The sequence below is a fragment of the Pantoea anthophila genome, assembly GCF_006494375.1.
GTDB classification, from domain to species: Bacteria; Pseudomonadota; Gammaproteobacteria; order Enterobacterales; family Enterobacteriaceae; genus Pantoea; species Pantoea anthophila.
Genome location: NZ_VHIZ01000052.1, coordinates 202,030 through 227,846 on the forward strand (window position 1 = coordinate 202,030; position 25,817 = coordinate 227,846).

Genomic DNA, 25,817 nt, shown 5'->3' on the forward strand with positions numbered 1-25,817 from the left:
CGAGATGAAAACCCTGAAGAACTGGACGCTGCATCAGCAGGCCGACCACTTTGTTGAACTCAAGGTCGAAGAGCGTCATCACCTGCGGCTTTACGTGCTGGAGGAGAAGCTGATGCGCGTTCTGCTGAAGCGCGATGGCGAGCTGGCGCTGGACCGCACCTGGAGCATTGCACCGGTCACGGATGTGCCCTGGCAGGGACGGGATCGTGAGGCGCTGGACGGCTTTACGCTGCCGCCCTTTCAGGTTGAGCACGATGCCCAGCAGCTGCGCCTCAGCACGTCACGGCTGCGGGTCACGGTGCATCAGCCGCTCTGCCTGAGCTGGGAGCAGTTTGATGGTGAGAGCTGGCAGCCGCTGACCGCCGACCGTCACACCGGCGCCTATCTGCTCAATGCCCACGGGGATGGGGTGGAGCACTATCAGCGTCGTCAGCCCCAGGATCGGGTCTACGGTCTGGGCGAGAAGAGCGGCGACCTGAACCGCGTCAACCGGCGCTTTGAGATGCGCAACCTCGACGCGATGGGCTATAACGCCGCCAGCACCGATCCGCTCTATAAACATATTCCCTTTACCCTGACGCAGCGCGATGGCGTCAGCTTCGGTTTGTTTTATGACAACCTCAGCAGCAGCTGGCTGGATCTCGGTAACGAACTGGATAACTACCATCTGCCTTACCGCCGCTACCGCGCTGAGGCGGGCGACCTTGATTACTATATGATGCTGGGCCCGACGCTGCTCGACGTCACCAAAGCCTTTGTCCGCCTGACCGGACGGACACTGTTTCAGCCGAAGTGGAGCCTGGGCTACAGCGGCTCGACCATGCACTACACCGACGCACCGGATGCGCAGCAGCAGCTGCAATCCTTTATTCGCCTGTGTCACGAGCATGAGATCCCCTGTGACTCGTTCCAGCTCTCTTCCGGCTATACCTCGATCAATAACAAGCGCTACGTGTTCCACTGGAACTATGACAAAGTCCCGAATCCCGACGGCCTGAGCGCGGCGTTTCACGATGCCGGGATGAAGCTGGCGGCTAACATCAAGCCCTGTCTGTTGCAGGATCACCCGCGCTATCAGGAAGTGGCGGCCCGGGGGCTGTTTATTCGGGACTCTGAGCAGGATCGCCCTGAGCGCTCGGTGTTCTGGGATGATGAGGGTTCGCACCTCGATTTTACCCATCCGGAAGCGGTGCGCTGGTGGCAGGAGAACGTCACCCGACAGCTGCTGGAAAAGGGTATCGACGCCACCTGGAACGACAATAACGAATATGAGGTGTGGGATGGCGAAGCACGCTGTCACGGCTTTGGTCAGCCGATCGCTATCAAGCATATCCGGCCGGTAATGCCGCTGCTGATGATGCGCGCCTCCATGGAAGCCCAGCAGCAGTTCGCCCCGAACAAGCGTCCCTATCTCATCTCACGTTCCGGCTGCGCCGGGATGCAGCGTTACGTACAGACCTGGAGCGGGGATAACCGCACCAGCTGGCAAACCCTGCGCTATAACATCCGCATGGGGCTGGGCATGAGCCTGTCGGGGCTGTTTAACGTCGGACACGATGTCGGCGGATTCTCGGGCGATAAGCCCGATGCCGAGCTGTTTGTGCGCTGGGTTCAGAATGGCGTGATGCATCCGCGCTTTACCATTCACTCATGGAATGATGACCACACGGTGAACGAACCCTGGATGTACCCGGAGGTGACGCCGATGATCCGCGAGGCGATCCGGCTGCGCTATCGTCTGATGCCTTATCTCTACACGCTTGCCTGGCTGGCCAGTTCAGAAGATGAGCCGATGCTGCGTCCGACCTTCCTCGACCACGAGCAGGACCCGCGAACCTATGAGGAGTGTGATGATTTCATGCTGGGTCGCGATCTGCTGGTCGCCAGCGTGGTGGAGCAGGGCGCGCGCAGCCGTCAGGTCTATCTGCCCCGTCATGCCGGTGGCTGGTATGACTGGCACAGTGGCAGGGCGTTTGCGGGCGGCGAGACGATCACACTGGATGCTCCGCTCGATCGGCTGCCTTTGCTGGTGCGGGCCGGTGCGGTTATTCCGCTGGGTGAGTGTGAAAGCACGACCGATGCGCGGCGCGACACGGTGCGGCAGTGGCAGATATGGCCTGCACCTGAAGGGGTAACGACGCAGGGACAAACCTTTGACGATGATGGTGAGAGTCACGGCTGGCAGCAGGGGAACGCCCTGTGGCTCAGCTGGACGTTGTGCAGCAGCGCCACGCGCATCGATCTGACGGTGGAAAAACGCGGTGATTATCAGCCTGCCTGGCGGGAGATCGCGCTGTTACTGCCTGCGGGTGAAGATCGTGAGCTGTGGGTGAATGGCGAGAAAGCGGCGAGTTACCGGCTGCAGTAGCTGTGTTGACGTGGCAGTGAAGAAAAGTCCGGCCCCGAAGCGGGGCCGTTAGGGGCAACAGCAAAACCGGACCTGCTTCGCTGTGAGATCGTGCCTGAGCAGGAAATACGGTCAGATCGGAAAGACGCAAAAGCCGTCATCCATGACACGCTCGACCCGCGCCATCCATGGCGCGGGACGCTTTCCTCTTCTGACCGTATTCCCTGCTACCTGAGCTTTATCATGGCTTCCTGAAAGCGTACCAGGGAAGTGTCAGCAGTCGGAACCGACCTGAAAAAGATTACTCCGCGTGGTTCTCGGTGCTCATGCGGCCCAGATCTTTGTCGACCAGGAAGAGACCGTTGCCGCTGTTGCTGACCAGCGCCAGTTTATCCAGCACGGTTTTGAACAGCTTCTCTTCTTCGTGCTGCTCGGCAACATACCACTGCAGGAAGTTGAAGGTGGAGTAATCCTGTGAGGTCATGGCGGCATGCGCCAGCTCATTGATTTTACGGGTGATAAGCTGCTCGTGCTCCAGCGCCTGCTCCAGGATCTCATTGAGTGAGTTGAAGGAAACCGGCGGTGCCGCGATGGTTCCCAGTACCGGCATTGCGCCGGTGTCGCTCAGGTAATCAAACAGACGCTGCATGTGCTGCATCTCTTCACGTGAGTGCATTTTCAGGAAGGACGCGGCGCCTTCAAAGCCTTTGTCACAGCACCAGGCACTCATTTGCAGATATAGATTGGCAGAGAAAAATTCCAGGTTCAGCTGGTCGTTTAAACGTCCAGTCATTTCAGCAGTCAGCATGGCCGAATCCTTTTTACGAAGATGTTAATTAAACAGGCAGATGCGGCGAATTATGCATCAGATATGTTAGTAATGTGAAGCCTTTTTCGCAAAATAGGGCAATTTATCTGTTTGATTTAAATAGAATTATTCAGCAATTTGAATGCGACCAATTCTCATTTTGTATTACAGGTTATCGGCCTGACAACAGAGGGGACGGCACCACGCTAGTGCACCTGTACAGCATCCTGCTGGTGCAATCGCCCTGATGGCGGCATACGAGCGCGGTTACCGGATACAGCCAGCAGGCACGCATTCGCAGCGGATACAAAAATAAATTTCCGTGCAGTCGCGCATATCGCGGGGATGGGAGTGCCGGAGAGGCGAAACAGGGCAGGAATAAAGGCTGACTGCGTCAGCACTGGCATAAATCCTGCTTAGAACTCAGTTCCATATATTGAAACTTGCCCCGACAGGGAACAGGGGCAGGTCAGGTGATCAGGAGAAAATCATGTCAGATGAAACCCGCGTTACACCGATGAAAATGACGGCGACCCGAGGCAGTTATGTCGCGTTAATTTTTGCCATTCTGTTTTTTTCCGGGCTCTTTTATAACGTCGACGGCCTGAAATGGCTTGGCGCGTTTGATTTCACCACGCTGGGCGGCAGTTTTGGCACCATGAAAGATCCCGCCAGTAACACCTTTCTCGGCGCAGGCGGGCTGAGTGCCAAAGCCGGCTTCCTGTTCGCCCTGTCGCTGACGCCTACCGTCATGCTGGCGCTGGGCGTGCTGGAGATCTTTACCCACTACGGTGCGATTCGGGCGGCGCACCGGCTGCTGACGCCCTTACTCCGACCCCTGATGGGTCTGCCGGGGCATTGCGGGCTGGCACTCATCACCGACCTGCAAAGCACCGACGCAGGTGCTGCATTAACGAAAGAGATGGCCGATCAGAAGCAGATTGGTAAGAAAGAGGTGGTGGTCATGAGCGCCTGGCAATATTCCGGGGCCGGGTTAATCAATAACTACTTCGCCATCGGTTCCGCACTCTTTGCCTCAATGACGCTGCCGATCATCATTCCGCTGTTAGTCATGTTCGCGCTGAAATTTGTCGGTGCGGCCATCACGCGCGCTGTGCTAAACAGTGTTTATAAGAAGGATTTTATCGATGGAAAATAAAAGCGTTACTGCCAGCAGCAATCCGTTTGACGTATTTGTTATCGGCGCACGTAAAGGTTTTCATATCGCCATCCACAACCTGATGCCGAATGTGGTGATGGCCTATGTGCTGGCGGAGGTGCTGAATCTGCTGGGCATCATGCAGTTCCTTGGCCATGTTTTTGCGCCGGTCATGGGGCTGTTCGGCTTGCCGGGTGAAGCGATCACGGTGCTGCTGACGGCCTGGCTCTCGTCGTCGGCGGGAACCGGTGTGGCGGTCAGCCTGCTGACCAAAGGGCTGCTGACCGGGGCAGATATCACCATCCTGGCGCCGGCGATTTTTCTGATGGGATCGCAACTGCAATATATGGGACGGCTGCTGGGTGTGGCCGATGTACCCAAAAAATACTGGCCGCTGCTGATGCTGGTCAGCATCATCAACGCGCTGATCGCCATGTCTGTTATGCGTCTGTTTATTCAGGAGTAACGTTTTGACTAAGGTACTGGAGCATTATCACACGCTGCATGAAATCCCGGAGCTCGGTTTTCAGGAGTTCAAAACCTCGGCCTATATCGCTGACCAGCTGGAGAAAGCGGGCCTGAAGGTGACGCGCAACATTAACAACACCACCGGTATCGTGGCGGAGATTGACAGCGGTGTCCCGGGGCCGGTGCTGGCGCTGCGGGCGGATATGGATGCACTGGGACACGTGATCGACGGTGTCCCCTGCGCGCGGCACACCTGCGGTCACGATGGTCACTCGTCGGTGGTGCTGACGGCGGCCGCGGCTCTGCTGCAGGAGGGCACAGTGAAACGTGGCCGGCTGAAGATCCTGTTTCAGCCCGCCGAGGAGCTGGGCGCCGGTGCGCTGTCGATGATCGAGGGGGGCGCGCTGGATGATGTAGAGATGATTCTGGGCTTCCATCTGCGTCCGCTGGAGGAGTGTGTCGTGGGGCAGGCGGTGCCTGCGGTGCTTTACTCCGCCTGCAGCACGCTGGAAGCGACGATTAAAGGCCAGCCTGCCCACGCGGCGCGTCCGCATCTGGGCGTGAATGCGCTCGATGCCGCCGTTCAGGCGGTGCAGGCGGTCAACGCCCTGCATCTCTCTCCCGGCCTGACCTGGAGCGTTAAAGCGACCCGTTTCCTGTGTGACGCCGGGGTAACGAACTCGGTGCCGGATGAAGCCCGTGTGGTGTGGGATCTGCGCTCTCAGGAGAATGGACCGATGACCCAGCTGAAAGAGCAGGTGACGCGCGCCATTACCCACAGCGTGGCGGCGCTGGGGGCCAGCGCCGAGGTCCGGGTGCTGAAAGAGATGCCTGCGGCCGAGATCGATGATGAAGCCACGGCGGTGATCCGCGCCGCTATCGTTGAGGTACTGGGCGAAGCGGGTGCACTGCCAGCCCGCACGACGCCAGGCAGCGAGGACTTTTTCTACTATCCGGTGAAGCGTCCGGGAGTGAAAGCGGGGTTCTGGGGGCTGGGTACTAACCTGACGCCAGGACTGCACCATCCCGATATGCGATTTGACCTCAGCTCGCTGGAGATCGGCGTGCAGATCTTCAAAGCCTGCGTCAGAAAGGTGCTGGGATAACGAAAACAGGGCGGGCGCGGGTCAGCCCCGCCCTGAGCCACTTTTCACCGCGCTATCTCCGCTAAATCCCGCCGCTTCCCCTGTAGGCCGCGCGCGCAAAATATTGTATGCTATGCCGCCTTAAAGCTGACCAGGTAACCGGAATTCACGCCAATGTAACTTCGCGCTGACCCGCCAACGATAAAAGATCGTTCTGGCACCGTTTACCCGCCGGTAAGGTTCTGCCGGCCACCGTGATTTATCAGCAGCGCCTGTGACCCGCGCTGCTCCATTGAGAAGAATTCATGTCTAATCCCTTTTTAGAAGAGGTGGCACGCCGCCGCACCTTCGCGATCATTTCGCATCCGGATGCCGGTAAAACCACGATTACCGAAAAAGTGCTGCTGTTCGGACAGGCTATCCAGACCGCCGGTACGGTAAAAGGCCGCGGCTCTAACCAGCACGCTAAGTCGGACTGGATGGAGATGGAGAAACAGCGTGGTATCTCCATTACGACCTCGGTGATGCAGTTCCCTTACCGTGACAGCCTGGTGAACCTGCTGGATACCCCAGGTCACGAAGATTTCTCGGAAGACACCTACCGCACCCTGACCGCCGTGGACTGCTGTCTGATGGTGATCGATGCCGCGAAAGGCGTCGAGGATCGTACCCGTAAGCTGATGGAAGTCACCCGTCTGCGCGATACGCCGATCCTGACCTTTATGAACAAACTTGACCGTGACATCCGTGATCCGATGGAGCTGCTGGATGAGGTGGAAAGCGAGCTGAAAATCGCCTGCGCACCGATCACCTGGCCGATTGGCTGCGGCAAGCTGTTCAAAGGGGTTTATCACCTCTACAAAGATGAGACCTACCTCTACCAGTCCGGTAAAGGGCACACCATTCAGGACGTGCGCATCGTGAAGGGGCTGAATAACCCGGAACTCGACAGCGCCGTCGGTGAAGATCTGGCGACGCAGCTGCGTGAAGAGCTGGAGCTGGTGCAGGGTGCCTCGCACGAGTTTGAGCAGGAAGCGTTCCTGAGCGGCGAACTCTCGCCGGTCTTCTTCGGCACCGCGCTGGGTAACTTTGGCGTGGACCATATGCTGGATGGCCTGGTCTCATGGGCGCCGCGTCCGATGCCACGTCAGACCGACACCCGCACTGTAGAAGCGCAGGAAGAGAAGTTCACCGGCTTTGTCTTTAAGATCCAGGCAAACATGGACCCGAAACACCGTGACCGCGTCGCCTTTATGCGTGTGGTTTCCGGGAAGTATGAAAAGGGGATGAAGCTGCGTCAGGTGCGCACCGGCAAAGATGTGATGATCTCCGATGCGCTGACCTTCATGGCGGGCGACCGTTCCCATGTGGAAGAAGCCTATCCTGGCGACATCATCGGCCTGCATAACCACGGCACCATTCAGATCGGCGACACCTTTACTCAGGGTGAAAATATGAAGTTCACCGGGATTCCGAACTTCGCGCCAGAACTGTTCCGCCGTATCCGCCTGCGCGATCCGCTGAAGCAGAAACAGCTGCTGAAAGGGCTGGTTCAGCTGTCGGAAGAGGGCGCCGTGCAGGTGTTCCGCCCGGTGCACAACAACGATCTGATCGTGGGTGCGGTCGGGGTGCTGCAGTTCGACGTGGTCGTCGCACGCCTGAAGAGCGAATATAACGTCGAAGCGATCTACGAAGCGATCAACGTCTCTACGGCGCGCTGGGTTGAGTGCGACGACGTGAAAAAGTTTGATGACTTCCAGCGTAAAAACGAAGTTAACCTGGCGCTCGATGGCGGCGATAATCTGACCTATATCGCGCCTACCATGGTCAACCTCAATATTACCCAGGAACGTTATCCGGACGTTCGTTTCCGCAAAACGCGCGAGCACTGATCGCGCTGTTTCCGGGCCATTCCAGCAGGGAATGGCCCTGTTTTCCCCGCTACAGACTCCTCCTAAAAACCCTGTTTTTCTGCTGTTTTAACGTGCGATCAACCAGTTAGCCAGGCAAATCGCAAAATGCCGACTATGATTATTCTATCGGACGGCGAAAGAGACTTCTCTTGTCCTTACGTCCTGTAACGCAGCGGCACCTGTGCTGCTGTTTCGCCCACAGTTTTGGGTGAGTTAACTGATAGAAGGAAGATATCGATGAACAAGACTAAGATTGCTAAAACCCTGATGGCCGCCATGATTGGCTCAGCACTGATCAGCGGCAGCGCCCTGGCTGACGAATCACTTTCTCAGAAAGCGTCTCAGACTGCCGACAGCGCGGGTTCGAAAATCGATAGTTCTATGAAAAAAGTCGATGGTTATATGGATGACAGCGGCATCACCGCCAAAGCCAAAGCGGCACTGGTGGATGACGACGCCATTAAAAGCACGGATATCTCGGTAAAAACGCATCAGGGCGTCGTGACCTTAAGCGGTTTCGTCACCTCACAGGATCAGGCTGAAAAGGCTGTGGCTGTGGTGCAGAAAATCGAAGGTGTTAAATCCGTCAGCGACAAACTACACGTCAGAGACAGCAAAACCACTTCTGTGAAAGGTTATGCGGGCGATGCCGCAACGACCAGCGAAATTAAAGCTAAGCTATTAGCGGATGACATTGTTCCGTCGCGCAACGTTAAAGTTGAAACCACCGACGGCGTTGTTCAGCTTTCAGGGCATGTGGCGAGTAAAGCACAGTCAGACCGTGCAGAAAGCATCGCTAAAGCCATTGAAGGCGTGAAAAGCGTTAAGAATGACCTGACGGTTAAATCTTAATGGCTGCAGTGCGGTCACGGTTGTGGCCGCACGAATAAAAGAGACCCATCCGGGGATGAAATAAGCAGTTCGAATTTAAATAGGGTAAGGAGAGGCTTATGTTTCGTTGGGGCATTATTTTTCTGGTGATCGCACTGATTGCTGCAGCGTTAGGTTTTGGCGGTTTAGCGGGTACAGCAGCATGGGCAGCTAAAGTTGTCTTCGTTGTTGGTATTATCCTGTTCCTCATCAGCCTGTTTACCGGCCGTAAAAAGCTTTAGCCGATGAGTCCTGCAGTGTAATGCAACGCAAAGCATAGAGCGGAGACCAGTCATCGTCAGCGACAGACGTGAAGAGAGGGACACCTTCATATCGCGACGGTGGTAAGCCTGCCTGGCAGGTTTACCGGTTAAAGGAATAGAGGACTGGTTCTCCGGAATGCTGCCGCTGCAAGCGGATTGCTCCCTCAGCCTGCCCGGAGCCCTTCTGAGGTTCGCACAGTGGGTATACGCATTCCTGTCACGCTTGGTGCCATTGAACCTCTGGCACTGATCCCCTTTAAATCGCAGAAGATTGCCCTGGTGTGTGAAGGCGGCGGTCAGCGCGGTATTTTCACCGCCGGTGTCCTGGATGAATTTCAGCGCGCCCGATTTAACCCGTTTCAGCTGATGCTTGGCACCTCTGCCGGTGCACAAAATCTCTCTGCCTATGTCTGTGGTCAGCCCGGCTATGCCCGGCGCGTCATTACCCGATATACCACCAGCAAACTCTTTTTCGATCCGCTGCGCTTTGTGCGCGGGGGAAATCTTATCGATCTCGACTGGCTGATTGAGATAACCCGCAGTGAATTTCCGCTGGCGATGAGCAGTGCAGAGCAGATGTTCTCCAGCGGCCGCGAATTTTATATGTGCGCCTGCCGCAGTGACGATTACACCCCTGGCTACTTCACGCCCACTGCCGACAACTGGCTGGATCTGATCAAAGCCTCCAGCGCCATCCCCGGCTTTTACCGGCTGGGGGTCAATCTGGAGGGGATCAGCTATCTCGACGGCGGCATCAGCGATGCCATTCCGGTGCGGGAGGCGGCCCGTCGCGGGGCTGACACCATCGTGGTGATCCGCACCGTGCCGTCGCAGATGTTCTACACGCCGAAATGGTTCAGGCGGATGGAGCGCTGGCTCAGCACCGGCGCGTTGCAGCCAATGGTGAATGTGGTCAACCGGCACGAGCAGAGCTATCGGGAAATTCAGCAGTTCATTGAGAATCCCCCCGATGATTTGCGTATCATCGAAATCTTTCCGCCGCATGCGCTGGCCAGCAGTGCGCTTGGCAGTCGCATCAGCTCACTGAATCAGGATTATCATCTGGGACGGCGCTGCGGCCGCTATTTCCTCGCGACGCTGGGGCAGTGGCTGAGCGATGCGGAACCGCTGACCTCGCCGCGCATCGTCACGCCGGCTGCCCCGGTGGCGAACGCGCCCGATACCCGCCAGATTATCACGCCGCCGCTGGCGGATAACGATGAGCATTACGACAAAGGATCGCTGGCATGAAGTTTATCGACACGCACTGCCACTTCGACTTTCCGCCGTTTGAGGGGGACATTCCCGCCAGCCTGGCGCGCGCCGCTGAGGCGGGCGTGGAGAAAATCATCGTTCCGGCGATTGATGCCAGCCGCTTTGAGCGGGTCTCTGCGCTGGCCGCGGCGCATCCGGCCTTATATGCCGCGCTGGGGCTGCATCCGATTGTGATTGAAGCGCATCAGGCCTCCCATCTCGACCAGCTTGAAACGCTGCTGCAACAGCGACCGCGTAAGCTGGTGGCGATCGGCGAGATCGGGCTGGATCTCTATCGCGACGATCCGCAGTTTGATAAGCAGCAGCGCTTTCTTGAGGCGCAGCTTAAGCTGGCGAAAACCTATCAGCTGCCGGTGATCCTGCATTCACGGCGCACGCATGACAAACTCGCGCAGATCCTGCGTCGTCACGATCTGCCGCGCCGTGGCGTGGTGCATGGTTTTGCTGGCAGCCTGCAGCAGGCGCAGGCTTTTATCCGGCTGGGCTATGCGATTGGCGTTGGCGGCACCATCACCTATGAGCGCGCCAGCAAAACCCGTCAGACCGTGGCGCAGCTGCCACTCTCTTCGCTGCTGCTGGAAACCGATGCCCCTGATATGCCGCTGCAGGGCTTTCAGGGTCAGCCCAATCGTCCTGAACGGGCGCGTCGGGTGTGGGAGGTGCTCTGTAGCCTGCGTGACGAGTCACCTGAAGAAATTGCCGATGCCCTGTGGCACAACAGCCAGCAGCTGTTCCGGCTCGATCCCGCCTTTCCGGCGCTGCGCCCATAAATGTGATAATAGTAACATCACATCGCCTGACGTATAATGGCCATTAATCCGCGTTATCTGCGATTTTTGTCACAGCCTGCGTGGTAATTTTGCACCAATTTCTTATTTCTATGTGACTGCTGGCACATATCAGGCCGCTTCAGAGTGTTATTATTATAACATTCCGCCGGCGAGCCGGTGGGTTGCACCCCGATTCTTTGGAGAGCCTCATGACCGATATCAAACACCTCGCCCTGCGCGCCCTGAAACTGATGGATTTGACCACCCTGAATGAGGACGACACCGATGCAAAAGTGATCGCCCTGTGCCATCAGGCCAAATCCCCGGCAGGCAACACCGCCGCAATCTGCATCTATCCGCGTTTTATTCCGATTGCGCGTAAAACGCTGCGCGAGCAGGGCACGCCGGAGATTCGTATCGCCACGGTGACGAACTTCCCGCACGGCAATGATGACATCGACATTGCGCTGGCCGAGACCCGTGCCGCAATCGCCTACGGTGCCGATGAAGTGGATGTGGTGTTCCCCTATCGCGCGCTGATCGCCGGGAACAGTCAGGTCGGCTTCGATCTGGTCAAAGCCTGTAAAACGGCCTGTGCGGAAGCGAATGTGCTGCTGAAAGTGATCATCGAAACCGGTGAGCTGAAGCAGGAAGCTCTGATTCGTCAGGCGTCAGAAATCGCCATCGACGCCGGTGCGGACTTTATCAAAACCTCTACCGGCAAAGTGCCGGTCAACGCGACGCCCGAAGTGGCGCAGATCATGATGAATGTGATCCGGGATAAAGGCGTCAGTGAGCAGGTTGGCTTCAAACCTGCGGGCGGCGTGCGCACCGCGGAAGATGCCGCACTCTATCTGCAAATGGCGGAAGAGACGCTGGGCGCCGACTGGGCCGATGCGCGCCATTTCCGCTTTGGTGCCTCCAGCCTGCTGGCGAGCCTGCTGAATACCCTGGGTCACGACAGCGACACCAGTAAAGCCGGTTACTGATCCTTCTGGCGGTCGCTGACCGCCTTTCCCCACCGCATCTTTTCTGAACCAGGGGGCTTTCGTGTTCCTGCCACAAGAAATTATTCGTAAAAAACGTGACGGCCATGCGCTGACTGAAGAGGAGATTCGCTTCTTCATCAACGGTGTGCGCGATAACAGCGTTTCGGAAGGCCAGATTGCTGCGCTGGCAATGACCATCTATTTTCACGATATGACCCTGCCTGAGCGGGTGGCGCTGACGATGGCGATGCGCGACTCCGGTACGGTGCTCAACTGGCAATCACTCCATCTCAATGGCCCGGTGGTGGACAAGCACTCTACCGGCGGCGTTGGCGATGTGACGTCACTGATGTTAGGACCGATGGTGGCGGCGTGCGGCGGCTATGTGCCGATGATCTCCGGGCGCGGATTGGGCCACACCGGGGGCACGCTGGATAAGCTGGAGGCGATTCCGGGCTTCGACATCTTCCCCAGCGATGACCGTTTTCGCGAGATCATTAAGCAGGTGGGTGTGGCGATTATCGGCCAGACCAGCTCGCTGGCCCCGGCGGACAAGCGTTTCTACGCCACGCGTGACATCACCGCCACCGTTGATTCCATTCCGCTGATCACCGCCTCGATTCTGGCGAAGAAGCTGGCCGAGGGACTGGATGCACTGGTGATGGATGTGAAAGTCGGTTCTGGCGCGTTTATGCCAACCTATGATGCCTCTGAGCAGCTGGCGCAGTCGATCGTGGGCGTCGCCAATGGCGCAGGCTGTCAGACCACAGCCCTGCTGACCGACATGAATCAGGTGCTCGCCTCCTCCGCAGGTAATGCGCTGGAAGTGCGTGAAGCGGTGCGTTTCCTTACCGGCGAGCAGCGCAATCCGCGCCTGCTGGAGGTGACGCTGGCGCTCTGCAGTGAAATGCTGATCTCCGGTAAACTGGCTGCCAGCGACGCCGAAGCGCGTCAGAAGCTGATGGCGGTGCTGGACAACGGCAGCGCGGCCGACTGCTTCGGACGTATGGTTGCGGCTCAGCAGGGTCCGGCCGATTTTGTCGAACGCTACGACACCTATCTGCCACAGGCGATGCTGAGCAGACCGGTATATGCCGACCAGCCAGGCATCGTCAGCCGTATGGATACCCGTGCGCTGGGGCTGGCCGTGGTGGCGCTGGGAGGCGGACGTCAGCGTGCCAGCGACAGTATCGATTACAGCGTCGGCCTGAGCGACATGATCACCCTGGGCGAACGGGCCGACGCACAGCGCCCTCTGGCGATGATTCACGCCAGCAGCGAAGAGCAGTGGCAGCAGGCCGCCGCCGCGGTGAAAGCCGCGCTGGTGCTGGGTGACAGCGCCCCGGCTGAGACGCCGGTTGTCTATCGCCGTGTGAGCGATATCCGCTAACTGGCCCGTAACCCGTGCCAGCCGCGATGCATTCAGGTATACTGATCTGATCGCTTTTTTTTGACTTGTCACGCGCCAATGCGCAGGAGACTTGCATGAAACGTGCTTTTATTATGGTTCTCGATTCCTTTGGAATTGGCTCCAGTAAAGATGCCGATAAGTTCGGTGACGCAGGTTCAGATACCCTGGGTCACATCGCTGAAGCCTGTTTTAAAGGTGAAGCAGACAAGGGACGTAAAGGCCCTCTGCATCTGCCTAATCTTACCGCGCTGGGTCTGGGCAAAGCCGCGGAGCTGTCGACCGGTCGCTTCCCGGCCGGTCTGGACCCTGAGGCGACGATCACCGGCGCCTACGCCTACGCCAGCGAGCTGTCGTCGGGCAAAGATACGCCGTCAGGCCACTGGGAAATCGCCGGTGTGCCGGTACTGTTTGACTGGGGCTACTTCAGCGACAAAGAGAACAGCTTCCCGCAGGATTTGCTGGACAAGCTGGTGGAGCGCGCTGACCTGCCGGGCTACCTCGGAAACTGCCACTCATCAGGCACCGTGATCCTCGATCAGCTGGGTGAAGAGCATATGAAAACCGGCAAGCCGATTTTCTATACCTCGGCAGACTCGGTGTTCCAGATCGCCTGTCATGAAGAGACCTTTGGCCTCGACCGCCTCTATGCGCTGTGTGAAATCGCCCGTGAAGAGCTGACGGAAGGGGGCTATAACATCGGCCGCGTGATTGCCCGTCCGTTTGTGGGCGACAAAGCGGGGCAGTTTGAGCGCACCGGTAACCGTCACGACCTGGCGGTTGAGCCACCTTCAGCCACCATGCTGAAAAAGCTGGTAGATGAGAAAGGCGGCCATGTGATTTCAGTGGGTAAAATCGCCGATATCTATGCGGAGCAGGGCATTACCAAAAAGGTCAAAGCGACCGGTCTGGATGCGCTGTTTGACGCGACGATCCAGGAGATGAAAACGGCGCCGGATCAGGCGATTGTTTTCACCAACTTCGTGGATTTCGACTCCACCTGGGGGCATCGCCGCGATGTCGCCGGTTATGCTGGCGGCCTGGAGCTGTTTGACCGTCGCCTGCCTGAGCTGATGGCGCTGGTCGGCGAAGATGACATTCTGATCCTCACCGCGGACCACGGCTGTGACCCGACCTGGCAAGGCACCGAGCATACGCGTGAGCACATTCCGATTCTGATCTACGGACCGAAGGTGGAGCCGGGCTCACTGGGCTACCGCGAGACGTTCGCCGATATTGGTCAGACAATTGCACACTACTTTGGCCTGTCCGACATGGACTATGGCAAGAACATGCTGTAAATCAGCACTTTAATAAGGATTTAAACCATGGCTACTCCTCACATCAATGCTGAAATGGGCGATTTTGCCGATGTTGTTCTGATGCCCGGCGATCCGCTGCGTGCAAAGCACATCGCAGAAACCTTCCTGGAAAACCCGGTTGAAGTGAACAATGTGCGTGGCATGCTGGGCTATACCGGCACTTACAAAGGCCGCAAAGTCTCTGTCATGGGTCACGGAATGGGTATCCCTTCCTGCTCCATCTACACCAAAGAGCTGATCACTGACTTCGGCGTGAAGAAGATCATCCGTGTTGGCTCCTGTGGTGCCGTGCGTCCTGACGTCAAACTGCGTGACATCGTGATTGGTATGGGTGCCTGCACCGATTCCAAAGTGAACCGTATGCGTTTCAAAGATCACGACTTCGCGGCGATTGCTGACTTCGACATGGTGCGCAACGCGGTGGATGCGGCAAAAAACCTGGGTGTTGAAGCACGCGTCGGTAATATCTTCTCTGCCGACCTTTTCTACACTCCGGATCCGCAGATGTTCGACGTGATGGAAAAATATGGCATCCTCGGCGTCGAGATGGAAGCGGCAGGCATCTACGGTGTGGCCGCTGAGTTTGGCGCTAAAGCGCTGACCATCTGCACAGTATCAGACCACATCCGCACGCATGAGCAGACCACAGCGGCTGAACGTCAGACGACGTTCAACGACATGATTAAGATCGCACTGGAATCTGTCCTGCTGGGTGATTAATCCCTCTGGCGGGCGCTGTCGTCCGCCATCTGTTCAGATCCTCTTTAACCGGGGGATCTGCCTCACTCCCCCGCGCTCTCCCGTAACATTCACATCAAATGACACACTTTTGCCGAGGCTTGTGCATCTTCGTGCTGGCACCGCCGCGAACGCGCTTTATTATGGTGCGCAACAACAGATAATAATTAATCGCCTGATAATGCCCCCTGATGAATTTTCGTAACTTCGAAGCTGAAGAGAAGCTCTTTGCCCGCCGTGCTGCAGTTGCCTTTGCTCTGGTCTGTCTCTGTTTCACTATTCTTGGCGTGAACCTTTTCCGTCTGCAGGTGCGCGATCACGGCTATTACCAGACGCGCTCCAATCAGAACGACATCAAGATGATCCCCATCGCGCCGACGCGCGGATTGATCTATGACCGCAACGGCATTCCGCTGGTGCGTAACGTCAGCTGGTACGCCATCACGCTGACGCCGTATAAAATCAGCGACATGGAAGCGACGCTGCGCGAGCTGACGCCGCTCGTGGATCTGACGCCCGATGAGATCGACACCTTCCGCCATGCGCTGAAGCAGACCAGCCGCTACAAGCCGGTGGTGCTGAAAGAGGAGCTGACCGAAGAGGAGGTCGCCCGCTTTGCGGTGAATCAGTTTCGCTTCACCGGTGCCAGTCTTGAGACCTATCAGGATCGAGAATATCCCTACGGGGCCGATCTGGCACATGTGGTCGGTTATGTTTCGAAAATCAACGACAGCGACTACAAGCGCCTGAATGAAGAGGGGATCGCCGAAAACTATGCGGCGGACCATAACATCGGCAAGCAGGGCATTGAGGGCTATTACGAAGCGCTGCTGCACGGCAAGCCGGGCTATCAGGAAGTGGAAGTGGATAACCACGGCCGCATTGTCCGGGTGCTGAAAGAGGTGCCGCCGGTGGCAGGGAAGAACCTGACGCTGACGCTGGATCTCCATCTGCAGCAGTATGTGGAAAGCCGCCTGGCGGGGCAGCGTGCGGCGCTGCTGATTGAAGATCCGCACGACGGTTCGGTGCTGGCGATGGTCTCCAGCCCCAGCTATGACCCCAATCCGTTTGTCAAAGGCATCAGCTATCAGGCCTACAAAAAGCTGCTGCAGGATAAAAACCTGCCGCTGATTAACCGCGTCACGCAGGGACTCTATCCGCCCGCCTCGACGGTAAAACCTTACATGGCGATGTCGGCTCTGCTGACCCATGTGATTACGCCGCAGACGCAGTTCTTTGGCGCGCCGACCTGGACGCTGCCGGGCACCGACCGGCGCTATCGCGACTGGAAAAAGACGGGCCACGGTATGCTGGATGTGACCCGCGCCATTGAAGAGTCTGCCGACACCTTTTTCTATCAGGTGGCGTTTATGATGGGCATCGATCGCATTCACACCATGCTCAGCCAGTTCGGCTATGGCAAATCGACCGGTATCGATCTGAATGAGGAGTATAACGGCCTGCTGCCGAGCCGCGAGTGGAAACAGAAGGTGCATAAAAAGCCGTGGTATCAGGGCGATACGGTCTCCGTCGGCATTGGCCAGGGCTACTGGATTGCGACGCCGATTCAGATGGTGAAAGCGATGGTGGCGCTGATCAACAACGGCCGGGTGATTGCGCCGCATCTGCTGGAGAAAACCCAGCGCGGCACCCTGGTAGAGAACTACCATCCACCGCTGCGCGAAACGCAGATTGGCGATCCCCATTCTCCCTACTGGGCGCTGGTGCGCCGTGCGATGTTTGGCATGGCGAACTCACCTAACGGCACCGGCTATAAATATTTCCACACGGCGCCTTATGGCATCGCCGCGAAAAGCGGCACCTCGCAGGTTTTCAGCCTGCGCCAGAACCAGACCTATAACGCGAAGATGATCCCGGTCCGGCTGCGTGACCATATCTTCTACACCGCCTTTGCCCCCTTTAACGACCCTAAGGTCGCGGTGGCCCTGATTCTGGAGAATGGCGGCGGGGAAGGGGTGACGGCTGCGCCGGTGATGCGGGATATTCTGGACCATATCTTTATCCCGCCCGCGTCAGAGGCGACGGCGTCCGCCACCCAGACCGCGCAGACCGCGCAGTAAAAGGGGGCAACAGCCCCCGCAGCCACTCAGGCCTTAAGCGTTCTGGCGACCTGGCCGATGGCACGCACCACATCGGTTGCGCCTTCGCGGATTTCAGCGATGACGCCGCCCGCCTCCTGAGCCAGCTGCACGCCCTGATCCGCGCGCTTCAGGTTCGATTCGATCCCCTTCAGCGCGCGGCTCGCCAGCACGTGGTTTTGCTGTATCCGGTTTTCGATGTCGGTAGTCGCGCGGTTGATGTTCGCCGCCAGCGTGCGCACTTCGTTTGCTACGACCGCAAAGCTGCGGCCATGGCTGCCCGCTCTTGCGGCCTCAATGGCGGCATTCAGTGCCAGCAGGTTGGTCTGATCGGCAATGCGCCGGATCCCTTCGACAATCGCGCCGATACGATCTGATGACTCGCTCAGGCCGGTAATGTCGCCGGAGATGCCCTGCAGTTCCCCCGCCAGCGCATTCATGGTCTGAACGCTGCTGGCAATCACATCGGCGCCCAGCCGTGTACTCTCATCCGTCTGCAGCGCGGTGTGGTAAGCCTGCTGCGCCGCGTCATGCTCCTGCTGATTTTTTTCCACCTGAGCGGTGACATCCGTCGCGAATTTGACGATTTTGTAGAGCCGGCCCTGTTCGTCAAACACCGGGTTGTAGGTTGCGCGCAGCCAGATGGTCTCACCGGCCTTGTTGACGCGGGGAAACTGACCGGAGACAAATTCACCCCGGTTGAGCTGCTGCCAGAATTCGCTGTATTCCCGGCTGTCGCGCAGCGCCTGCGAGCAGAAGTGGCTGTGATGGATACCTTCGATCTCCTCGCGGCGGTAGCCCATGGTTTTCAGAAAGTTATCATTGGCTTTGAGCACCTCGCCCTTGAGGTTAAAGGCGATCACTGCCATAGAGCGCTCAATGGCGGTCGTGATGGCGCGCTGCTCCTGGGCGTCGTTGATATGGCCGGTAATGTCGGTGGCCAGCTTAACGATTTTGATCACCCGGCCATGTCGGTTCTGCACCGGGACATAGTTGGCTTCGAGCCACACAGGGCGGCTGTTTTTGGCTACGCGCAGAAACTTGTCGCTGAAGCTCTCTCCCCGGTTCAGTCGCAGCCAGAAATCCTGATAATCTTTCGACTGTAACTGCTCTGCGGTGCAGAACAGGCTGTGGTGCTGGCCTTCTATCTCTGCCAGCGTGTAGCCCATCCGCGCCAGAAACAGCGAGTTGGCGCTGAGAATGGTGCCGTCAGGCGAAAACTCGATCATGGCGATAGATCCGTTAAGCGAGCTCAGCGTGGCTGCTGAGTGTGCGCGTTTCTGCCAGCTGTGACGTGCAGCGATTCCTGATGTAATGGTGGAAAACATAGCGATCCTTATTATTAGTGTGGGATTCGCCTTATTTATCGGCATCCGCGCGGCACAATGGAGTCTTTACCGCTCCGCTGATGAAAATTTATCCTGACGTCCGTCACGTTTTTGGTCTCAGAACAGCCACAGCGGGCGGGTTGATGGAAAAGCGGGCAGTCGATCTGATTTTGGCGAAAAGCGTTTGACGCTGCCGGGCCGCTTTGGTTTAATGCGCCCCGTTGCCCGAATAGCTCAGTCGGTAGAGCAGGGGATTGAAAATCCCCGTGTCCCTGGTTCGATTCCGGGTTCGGGCACCATATTTAAAGAACCCGCCTCTGGCGGGTTTTTGCTTTTTAGCGCCACATCCCACCTCATAACCCGCCACTGATTTGCCCGCGTTCCCTCACTCATCCGGTCACCCGCCAGAAAGATTTCACGGCGAAATCAATTTACCGTCTCGCCTCTGTGCTGTGTTGCCAGACTGCCACCGCCTGATATGCTGCTCAGCCTGCAATTGGCCGCGACTAATCGTGTTTTATACGCCTCTCTTTACAGAATCACTCTGACAGGCACAATACCCCTTTCTCAATCCTGTCTTACGGTCATGTCAGAAGAAGCGCTGCGTCTGCAGATACAGAACCTGAAAAAGCATAATGCGCGGCTGAAGCGTATAGCGCATGACGCCCGGACAAAACTCAATGCGGCGCTGGATGGCACCGGGCTGTTTCTGTGGCAACTGGACATTCCCAGCGGCAAGCTGGTGATCTTCAACCGGCGCTGGGGGGCCATGCTGGGCTTCCAGCCGAAAGAGACTGACGCCACGTTTGAATCCTGGAAAGAGAGCCTGCATCCCGATGATGCAGACGAGGTTTTGCGCGCGTTTTACGACCACATTACCGGGAAAGCGCCCTACTACGAGGCCCTGCATCGTATGATCGCCAAAAACGGCAGCATCGCCTGGGTGCTGGATCGTGGCCGGGTCAGCGAGTGGAATGAAGCGGGGCAGCCGGTCAAAGTAATCGGCACGCATATCGACATGACCAAAGAGAAGCAATATGAAGAGCAGCTCGCGCTGCTGGCGCTGCACGATCCTCTGACATTACTCAATAATCGTCATGCACTGCAAAGCGCCTTCTGCGAACTCAAAGCGCAGGGGCCGCTCTGTGTCGTCTTTATCGACCTGGATAACTTCAAGCACGTCAATGATACGCTGGGTCACCGCAGCGGTGACGAAGTACTCATTGAGCTGAGTCAGCGGCTGACGCAAAGCGTCCCGGAAGCGGTCATCACCGGCCGGCTCGGTGGGGATGAGTTTGTCCTGTTGCTGCCCTTTGCCATCATTCATCCGCAGGTCAGAGCGCTGGCCCATGCCTGCCTGGATGCCGTTCTGACGCCGTTTGAGATGGCAAACGGACACGCCATGATCGGGGCTTCTGTGGGCGTATCTCAGGTGCAGGCCAGCGATGATTTCGACACCGCGCTGGCGCGCGCGGATGAAGCGATGTACCGCATCAAGAAAAACGGCAAACGCGGTGTGGCTTTTGATCCTGACATTACCCGATTACTGTGACCTGATATACCCGGCTGTGCGCGCTCTCCATCAGGCGTAACGGCACACCCCACCCGATCTTCTCTTTTACACTTCATCACACTCCTGCCTGTGTCGCAGAGCGGCAGGGTTGATGCCAGCCTCCGCATAAAACACTTTTTAGTACTATTCCGAAAGCCTCACCTTCACTGTCCACATGCTTAAATTATACCGCTTCGCTTAGTCATTAATTTCAGGGCCGGAAATGGCCTATGATTTTAATTAAAATTCTCGTTAAACCATGATAATTGATCATTTATTGATCAAATTCACCATTTTAAACCTGATGCTCATAATGCCGTGCGCTTCGCTTAATTCTGATCCTGAAAAGACGCGGCCTGGATTTATTTCGCGCTTCGCTTAGGGAAATTGATCGTTTGTTGATCATCTTCACCACCTGATATTGAAGAAGTTATGTTGCAGCCGCTTCGCTTACGATTTTTTCAATTGGACATTTTTCGAAAAAGATCGATTAATAGGGCGCGGCGAATTTGGTTATAAAGTTTTGACACGCCGTTGCGCTTTTTTGAATAGGAAAAGGCGATAGTTGAAATGCGTTATCAATCCGGATGAGGGCAGAGCCACCAATAAACCAGAGCGATGACGGATTTTTATTTGGCTCGCTTGATCGGTCCGATTTTCTGTCTACATTTAGATTGCTGAATCGGCCTGATGAAGCATTAACTGTGCAAATTCTGATTTTTAATTCAAAGAGGAACACAGAATGACTCAATATCGTGGTGGGGCCGGAAACTTTGCGGCTGACAAAGAGCGTGCGGCTGAAGCCGGGCGCAAAGGCGGCCAGAAAAGCGGCGGGAACTTTAAGAATGACCCCGAGCGGGCTATTGAGGCAGGGCGCAAAGGAGGTAAGGTCAGTCGCCGCAGCTAAACCCTTAAGCGCTGTCATCACAGCAGGTTAACAGGTTAAGCGGGCCACAGAGATTCTCTTTAATTTTCCTTAAAGATAATTACCCCCTGAATTATGTCGCTGCTTAATGACTGGCAGCAACAGATATCCTTAATTAAACCGGATGGGTTTACCTGTCCGGTTTTTTTATTTCCGTTTCGTTAAAGCTATACGGTTTAATAAAAGTTTGTACAGATGAAGTTTTGCCTGGTGCATTTTTTATGCGCCGGATTCCGGAAATGTATACAGTGATTTATAACCTTGTACAAATTCCGATGTCGCGAGCGAAGCCGTAACGTGGAAAATGCTTTTCAGCTAACATGCTGCTGCAAAAAGGAAAATGCATTTTACATGCCACTTTTGTCTCAAATTCATACTACCGAAGCGTGCGATATTAAGAATCTCCACTAGACTTTCCATGTGTCAACGATATGACTGGCGTTGCGTTATTACCGACGCAGCTTTTTAATCAATGAGGCTATCTTATGACAGTGAAAACGTTAAACGATCTGTTCATCCATGACTTATCCGATGTATACAGCGCTGAGAAACAGATAACCCGTGCATTGCCTAAAATGGCGCGTGCTGCCAGTGACGAAACGCTTGTTGCTGCGTTTAATCAACACCTGGAAGAGACCCGGGTGCAGATTGAACGCCTCGACGAACTGGTAGAGGTAACACCTGAAGTTAAAATTAAACGTATGAAATGCCATGCGCTTGAAGGTCTGGTTGAGGAAGCGCAGGAGATCATCGACTCGGTCGAGAAGGGAGAAGTCCGCGATCAGGGGCTGATCGGGGCAGCGCAGAAAGTTGAGCACTATGAGATTGCGACTTACGGCACCCTGCATGCGCTGGCGTTAAAGCTGGGCTACACCAAAGCCGCCGAGCTGCTGGAAGCGACACTGAATGAAGAAAAACAAACGGATGAAAAGCTGACCTCGGTCGCTGAGTCGATTACCGTCTCTTAAGGAGTGACACATGACTGCAATTGAGCATTATCATGACTGGCTGCGCGATGCGCATGCCATGGAAAAACAAGCGGAAAGCATGCTGAGCAAAATGTCGGGCCGTCTTGAACATTATCCGGCGCTGGAACAGCGCCTGGCCCAGCATCTGGACGAGACAAAACATCAGCTGACATTGCTGGAACAGCTGCTCGACAGCCACGGTATCGATCATTCCGTGATGAAAGATGCGATGGGCAAAATGGCCGCCACCGGCCAGGCCGTGGGCGGCATGTTCAACTCTGATGAAGTGGTGAAAGGCGCCATCAGCGGCTATGTGTTTGAGAATGCCGAGATCGCCAGCTACACCAGCCTGATTGCGGCGGCAGAACAGGTAGGGGATACCCAGGGTGTACGGATCCTTAGCGAAATCCGTGACCAGGAAGTGGCAATGGCGGAGTGGCTATTGCAGCATCTGCCTGAAGTGACGCAGCAGTTCCTGCAGCGGGCGTCACAGCCAGGCACGGAAGCGAAGAAATAGCGCAGAACAGTCTGCATAAAAAAGCCGGGATGCCCCGGCTTTTTTGCGTCAATGCTGTTCTGTGTGTCAGTCTGCCATCAGATGACCATACATCGTCATCAACTTGCGGGTTACCCCGTTGGTCCAGCCAAAGCCATCCTGTAGCGGATATTCACCGCCACCACCCGGACGGGCGCGATCGCCGCTGATGTCATATTTCTCGACCAGCTTATGGTGCAGCTGATAAAAGTTGTTGACCGTGTTGAGCCAGTTAACCGCCACTTCACTCGCCAGCGTCTCTTCGCCATAGTTATTCAGGCCAACCACGGCCATCCACTGCATCGGCGCCCAGCCGTTTGGACGGTCCCACTGCTCGCCGCTTTCAACCATAGAAGTCAGCAGACCGCCGTTGCTCAGCAGCAGATGGCGCAGCGAGATCGCCTGCAGATGTGCCTGATGCGGTGTAGCCAGCCCGACAAACAGCGGCACGACTGACGCCACCGTAAAGGCCCCAAAACGCTCACGCCGCCAGTCATAGTCGCGGAAAACGCCTGCGGTGCTGTCCCACAGGTAGCGGGTGATGGCGCGTTTACGCGCTTCCGCTTTTTTCTGCCACGCCAGCGCCGTCAGCTCTTCGCCTTTGGCATGCGAAAGCGTGGCAATCATCAGTTCCAGCTTGTAGAGAAACGCGTTGAGATCGATCGGGATGAACTGCGTTGTCCGGATGCTCGACAGCCGTTTCGGGTTACGCAGCCAGCGCGAGGAGTAATCCCAGCCCGATTCCGCCCCGGCGCGCAGGTCGCGATAGACCTCGCTGGCCGGACGTTTAGATTCACGCGCGGTTTCCACATCTTCGCTCCAGGATTCATCACGCGGCGTATCGCGGTCATCCCAGTAGCGGTTGAGCAGTGAGCCGTTTGGCATGCGCACCACATGACGATAGGCCTGGTTCGGCATCAGTGAACCGGCGCCGTCCATCCAGAACTGATACTCCTTCATCAGCTGTTCCTGATAGCGTTTGGCACCGCGCACGCCATCTTCTTCAAACAGCTCGACCATCAGGGCAAATACCGGCGGCTGAGAGCGGCTCAGGTAATAGGTGCGGTTGCCGTTAGGCACATGACCGTAGTTATCGATCAGCCACGCAAAATTGTCCGCCATATGACGCAGCAGGTCGTCGCGACCCGATTCTGCCAGGCCGAGCATCGTAAAGTAGGAGTCCCAGTAGTAGGTTTCACCAAAGCGTCCGCCGGGGACCACGTAGGGTTTAGGCAGCGGTAACAGTGATGAGTGCGGCATATGCTGCTGCGGCATTTTGGTCAGAACCGGCCACAGGTCATCGATATGCTCGTTGAGCGTTTTATCCGGGTTGGAGACATAGAAGCTTTCATTTACGCCAGGCAGATAAAAGTGATCGGCGACAAAACGCGACAGGTCGAAGTCACTGCTGCGTTTCTGCCGACGATAGCGCATCAGCACATCCAGCGGATCGTACTTTGGCGAACAGTCGGGGAAGGTTTTGCTGTCCTCGAAAATTCGCGACATCTGGACATGTTCAAACAGTTCCAGATAACGATCGGCAGGCGTCAGCGCATCCGGCGCCGGCAGGCCTTCGATCAGCTCCGGTTCCGGTTCAGAATCCTGCATGCGATCCAGTTTCAGTTCATGGGGATCGTATTGATACTCAACTTCCGCCCCGGCACGAACCTCTTCAAGTGCATTTTGTTGCTGGCGATAAGTATTAATAGCGGCCTCCTGAGCGGTCATGGTTGCACAAAGGACAAATTATAGACCTCTCAATCTGCGGAACAACAATGCAGATTGCCTATGAACGTAATAAAAATTGTCTATTAATTGAGGTTTTTGAATAAATTCCAGACAATTCAACCAAATATGCTGCTGTTCACAAAAAACGCATTTCAGATGAATCTCTTAGGTAACTAAAGAAAAAAATTTAAGCTGAAGAAAACAGGCGTCTGTTTACATTTTGTAAAGAAACCAGAGGCCCTGGCAGGGTGCAAAAAGTGGCATACCCAACGGAAGGAGGACGGAAACGGGCAGGGAGCGGAGCAGGCTGTCCGCTCCCTGCCATCCACATTACTGTTTCGCCAGCGTCGCGGCAATCACCGCCTGCCAGGTGGTCGTCGGGCGACCGATTAGCTGACTCAGCTGACGGGAATCATCAAACAGGCCGCCTTTCTCTGCGCCGGCGTCGGAATCCGCCAGCATCTCCGCCAGGCCGTCTGGCAGACCGGCATTTTTCAGCGCTGCGGCGAAGTCACTCTGTGAGAGATTAACGTAATCGACCTTCTCGCCGCTCTGGGCGGCAATCTCCGCAGCAAACTGCGCCAGGGTGTAGCTCTCATCACCGGCCAGTTCGTAAACCTTACCGGCCTGATCGTCACGGATCATGACTTCTGCCGCCGCTTCCGCATAATCCTGACGGGCTGCCGAGGCGATACGGCCTTCGCCTGCCGCACCGATAAAAGCGTGGTGCGCCAGTGACGGAGCAATGCTGGCTGCATAGTTCTCGCTGTACCAGCCGTTGCGCAGCAGCGCAAAGGGGATGCCAGAGGCCTGCAGCAGTGCCTCGGTCGCGCGGTGCTCAACCGATAACCCCAGCGGTGAGCTGTCGGCATGCAACAGACTGGTGTAAGCGATAAAACCCACACCCGCCGCCTGCGCCGCCTCAATAACGGCTTTGTGCTGCGCTTCACGCTGGCCCACTTCACTGCCGGAGATCAGCAGCAGCTTATCCACGCCCGAAAATGCAGCCCTGAGGGTCTCTGGCTTACTGTAGTCAGCCTCACGGACAGTGACACCCTGCGCCGCAAGATCCGCCGCTCTGGCGGGCGTACGCACCGCAGCGATGATCTCTCCCGCCGGGACTTTTTTCAGTAAGGCATCGATCACGAACCGGCCCAGCTGGCCGGTAGCTCCTGTTACGGCAATCATGTTTTCTCTCCTGTGACGGTTGGTGAAAATCAGACTACGGGATAGACTAATTTTTAGTAAGTACTTACAGAATTGTTAG

The 25,817-nt window shown here is 56.5% G+C and carries 22 protein-coding genes and 1 tRNA gene; 19 read left to right on the forward strand and 4 right to left on the reverse strand.

Annotation, left to right across the window (positions count from 1 at the left end; translation table 11 throughout):
• Positions 1 to 4: 4 nt before the first annotated feature.
• Positions 5 to 2,368 (forward strand): glycoside hydrolase family 31 protein, encoded by a 2,364-nt coding sequence (locus FJW00_RS16255; RefSeq protein WP_140924948.1) that lies wholly within the window; start codon positions 5 to 7, stop codon positions 2,366 to 2,368.
• Positions 2,369 to 2,648: 280 nt separating this feature from the next.
• Here FJW00_RS16255 and ftnA read toward each other — a convergent pair whose 3' ends face one another.
• A complete protein-coding gene (gene ftnA, locus FJW00_RS16260; RefSeq protein ID WP_009087216.1) occupies positions 2,649 to 3,155 on the reverse strand; it encodes a non-heme ferritin in 507 nt (168 codons plus the stop codon).
• Between the two features lie 490 nt (positions 3,156 to 3,645).
• Here ftnA and FJW00_RS16265 point away from each other — a divergent pair, with 490 nt between their 5' ends.
• From FJW00_RS16265 to mrdA2, 13 genes are all read left to right on the forward strand, one after another.
• On the forward strand, positions 3,646 to 4,314 hold the full coding sequence (locus tag FJW00_RS16265) for a nucleoside recognition domain-containing protein (protein ID WP_009087213.1): 669 nt from the start codon (positions 3,646 to 3,648) through the stop codon (positions 4,312 to 4,314).
• Positions 4,304 to 4,780: a YjiG family protein gene (locus FJW00_RS16270; RefSeq protein ID WP_140924950.1), complete on the forward strand. Its 477-nt coding sequence runs from the start codon at positions 4,304 to 4,306 to the stop codon at positions 4,778 to 4,780. Before FJW00_RS16265 ends, FJW00_RS16270 begins: the two co-directional genes overlap by 11 nt.
• Before the next feature lie 4 nt (positions 4,781 to 4,784).
• The gene (locus FJW00_RS16275) at positions 4,785 to 5,888 is read left to right on the forward strand and encodes a M20 peptidase aminoacylase family protein (RefSeq protein WP_009087209.1); all 1,104 of its coding nucleotides are present in this window, start codon (positions 4,785 to 4,787) and stop codon (positions 5,886 to 5,888) included.
• Between the two features lie 284 nt (positions 5,889 to 6,172).
• Entirely contained in the window at positions 6,173 to 7,759 is a 1,587-nt protein-coding gene (gene prfC / locus FJW00_RS16280) for a peptide chain release factor 3 (protein WP_009087207.1), read from the forward strand.
• A 258-nt stretch (positions 7,760 to 8,017) separates the two neighbouring features.
• Positions 8,018 to 8,632 carry a molecular chaperone OsmY gene (osmY, locus tag FJW00_RS16285; protein ID WP_046102542.1) on the forward strand — a complete coding sequence of 205 codons (615 nt, stop codon included), beginning with the start codon at positions 8,018 to 8,020 and terminating at the stop codon, positions 8,630 to 8,632.
• 98 nt (positions 8,633 to 8,730) lie between these two features.
• Positions 8,731 to 8,892 (forward strand): DUF1328 domain-containing protein, encoded by a 162-nt coding sequence (locus FJW00_RS16290; protein WP_003848537.1) that lies wholly within the window; start codon positions 8,731 to 8,733, stop codon positions 8,890 to 8,892.
• A 219-nt stretch (positions 8,893 to 9,111) separates the two neighbouring features.
• Positions 9,112 to 10,164, forward strand: a complete 1,053-nt coding sequence (locus FJW00_RS16295; protein WP_046102541.1) for a patatin-like phospholipase family protein — start codon at positions 9,112 to 9,114, stop codon at positions 10,162 to 10,164.
• Positions 10,161 to 10,958: a TatD family hydrolase gene (locus FJW00_RS16300; protein ID WP_111208152.1), complete on the forward strand. Its 798-nt coding sequence runs from the start codon at positions 10,161 to 10,163 to the stop codon at positions 10,956 to 10,958. The genes FJW00_RS16295 and FJW00_RS16300 overlap by 4 nt, the downstream gene beginning before the upstream one ends.
• A 209-nt stretch (positions 10,959 to 11,167) precedes the next feature.
• A complete protein-coding gene (gene deoC, locus FJW00_RS16305) occupies positions 11,168 to 11,947 on the forward strand; it encodes a deoxyribose-phosphate aldolase (protein ID WP_140924952.1) in 780 nt (259 codons plus the stop codon).
• A 61-nt stretch (positions 11,948 to 12,008) separates the two neighbouring features.
• Positions 12,009 to 13,337, forward strand: a complete 1,329-nt coding sequence (deoA, locus tag FJW00_RS16310) for a thymidine phosphorylase (RefSeq protein WP_140924954.1) — start codon at positions 12,009 to 12,011, stop codon at positions 13,335 to 13,337.
• A gap of 95 nt (positions 13,338 to 13,432) precedes the next feature.
• The gene (gene deoB, locus FJW00_RS16315; RefSeq protein WP_058958350.1) at positions 13,433 to 14,656 is read left to right on the forward strand and encodes a phosphopentomutase; all 1,224 of its coding nucleotides are present in this window, start codon (positions 13,433 to 13,435) and stop codon (positions 14,654 to 14,656) included.
• A 27-nt stretch (positions 14,657 to 14,683) separates the two neighbouring features.
• On the forward strand, positions 14,684 to 15,397 hold the full coding sequence (gene deoD / locus FJW00_RS16320; RefSeq protein WP_009087192.1) for a purine-nucleoside phosphorylase: 714 nt from the start codon (positions 14,684 to 14,686) through the stop codon (positions 15,395 to 15,397).
• 209 nt (positions 15,398 to 15,606) lie between these two features.
• Entirely contained in the window at positions 15,607 to 17,496 is a 1,890-nt protein-coding gene (mrdA2, locus tag FJW00_RS16325) for a peptidoglycan DD-transpeptidase MrdA2 (protein WP_140924957.1), read from the forward strand.
• A 26-nt stretch (positions 17,497 to 17,522) separates the two neighbouring features.
• Here the strand turns inward: mrdA2 and FJW00_RS16330 are convergent, their stop codons facing one another.
• Positions 17,523 to 18,842: a methyl-accepting chemotaxis protein gene (locus FJW00_RS16330; RefSeq protein WP_140924959.1), complete on the reverse strand. Its 1,320-nt coding sequence runs from the start codon at positions 18,840 to 18,842 to the stop codon at positions 17,523 to 17,525.
• A gap of 223 nt (positions 18,843 to 19,065) precedes the next feature.
• Between FJW00_RS16330 and FJW00_RS16335 the strand changes: the two genes are divergently transcribed.
• The 5 genes from FJW00_RS16335 to FJW00_RS16355 all read left to right on the forward strand — a co-directional run bounded on the left by FJW00_RS16335 (position 19,066) and on the right by FJW00_RS16355 (position 22,804).
• Positions 19,066 to 19,141 (forward strand) — tRNA-Phe (locus FJW00_RS16335).
• 287 nt (positions 19,142 to 19,428) lie between these two features.
• The gene (locus tag FJW00_RS16340) at positions 19,429 to 20,394 is read left to right on the forward strand and encodes a sensor domain-containing diguanylate cyclase (RefSeq protein ID WP_140924961.1); all 966 of its coding nucleotides are present in this window, start codon (positions 19,429 to 19,431) and stop codon (positions 20,392 to 20,394) included.
• A 742-nt stretch (positions 20,395 to 21,136) separates the two neighbouring features.
• Positions 21,137 to 21,301: a con-10 family general stress protein gene (locus tag FJW00_RS16345; RefSeq protein WP_004571242.1), complete on the forward strand. Its 165-nt coding sequence runs from the start codon at positions 21,137 to 21,139 to the stop codon at positions 21,299 to 21,301.
• 503 nt (positions 21,302 to 21,804) lie between these two features.
• A complete protein-coding gene (locus tag FJW00_RS16350; RefSeq protein WP_009087186.1) occupies positions 21,805 to 22,287 on the forward strand; it encodes a YciE/YciF ferroxidase family protein in 483 nt (160 codons plus the stop codon).
• 10 nt (positions 22,288 to 22,297) lie between these two features.
• The gene (locus FJW00_RS16355; protein ID WP_009087185.1) at positions 22,298 to 22,804 is read left to right on the forward strand and encodes a ferritin-like domain-containing protein; all 507 of its coding nucleotides are present in this window, start codon (positions 22,298 to 22,300) and stop codon (positions 22,802 to 22,804) included.
• A gap of 66 nt (positions 22,805 to 22,870) precedes the next feature.
• On the opposite strand, the gene treF is transcribed toward FJW00_RS16355, so the two are convergent.
• Positions 22,871 to 24,550, reverse strand: coding sequence for an alpha,alpha-trehalase TreF (gene treF / locus FJW00_RS16360; RefSeq protein WP_009087184.1), 1,680 nt, complete (start codon positions 24,548 to 24,550; stop codon positions 22,871 to 22,873).
• A 330-nt stretch (positions 24,551 to 24,880) separates the two neighbouring features.
• On the reverse strand, positions 24,881 to 25,738 hold the full coding sequence (locus tag FJW00_RS16365) for an SDR family oxidoreductase (protein ID WP_140924963.1): 858 nt from the start codon (positions 25,736 to 25,738) through the stop codon (positions 24,881 to 24,883).
• Positions 25,739 to 25,817 lie beyond the last annotated feature (79 nt).

Bases quoted from the DNA above. Each gene is read 5' to 3' on its own strand.
- prfC (WP_009087207.1), top strand. From the start codon at position 6,173: ATGTCTAATCCCTTTTTAGAAGAGGTGGCACGCCGCCGCACCTTCGCG.
- FJW00_RS16300 (WP_111208152.1), top strand. From the start codon at position 10,161: ATGAAGTTTATCGACACGCACTGCCACTTCGACTTTCCGCCGTTTGAG.
- FJW00_RS16365 (WP_140924963.1), bottom strand. From the start codon at position 25,738: ATGATTGCCGTAACAGGAGCTACCGGCCAGCTGGGCCGGTTCGTGATC.
- FJW00_RS16270 (WP_140924950.1), top strand. From the start codon at position 4,304: ATGGAAAATAAAAGCGTTACTGCCAGCAGCAATCCGTTTGACGTATTT.
- deoD (WP_009087192.1), top strand. From the start codon at position 14,684: ATGGCTACTCCTCACATCAATGCTGAAATGGGCGATTTTGCCGATGTT.
- FJW00_RS16330 (WP_140924959.1), bottom strand. From the start codon at position 18,842: ATGTTTTCCACCATTACATCAGGAATCGCTGCACGTCACAGCTGGCAG.
- deoC (WP_140924952.1), top strand. From the start codon at position 11,168: ATGACCGATATCAAACACCTCGCCCTGCGCGCCCTGAAACTGATGGAT.
- osmY (WP_046102542.1), top strand. From the start codon at position 8,018: ATGAACAAGACTAAGATTGCTAAAACCCTGATGGCCGCCATGATTGGC.
- ftnA (WP_009087216.1), bottom strand. From the start codon at position 3,155: ATGCTGACTGCTGAAATGACTGGACGTTTAAACGACCAGCTGAACCTG.
- FJW00_RS16340 (WP_140924961.1), top strand. From the start codon at position 19,429: ATGTCAGAAGAAGCGCTGCGTCTGCAGATACAGAACCTGAAAAAGCAT.
- deoB (WP_058958350.1), top strand. From the start codon at position 13,433: ATGAAACGTGCTTTTATTATGGTTCTCGATTCCTTTGGAATTGGCTCC.
- FJW00_RS16345 (WP_004571242.1), top strand. From the start codon at position 21,137: ATGACTCAATATCGTGGTGGGGCCGGAAACTTTGCGGCTGACAAAGAG.
- treF (WP_009087184.1), bottom strand. From the start codon at position 24,550: ATGACCGCTCAGGAGGCCGCTATTAATACTTATCGCCAGCAACAAAAT.
- FJW00_RS16265 (WP_009087213.1), top strand. From the start codon at position 3,646: ATGTCAGATGAAACCCGCGTTACACCGATGAAAATGACGGCGACCCGA.
- mrdA2 (WP_140924957.1), top strand. From the start codon at position 15,607: ATGAATTTTCGTAACTTCGAAGCTGAAGAGAAGCTCTTTGCCCGCCGT.
- FJW00_RS16350 (WP_009087186.1), top strand. From the start codon at position 21,805: ATGACAGTGAAAACGTTAAACGATCTGTTCATCCATGACTTATCCGAT.
- FJW00_RS16290 (WP_003848537.1), top strand. From the start codon at position 8,731: ATGTTTCGTTGGGGCATTATTTTTCTGGTGATCGCACTGATTGCTGCA.
- FJW00_RS16355 (WP_009087185.1), top strand. From the start codon at position 22,298: ATGACTGCAATTGAGCATTATCATGACTGGCTGCGCGATGCGCATGCC.
- FJW00_RS16255 (WP_140924948.1), top strand. From the start codon at position 5: ATGAAAACCCTGAAGAACTGGACGCTGCATCAGCAGGCCGACCACTTT.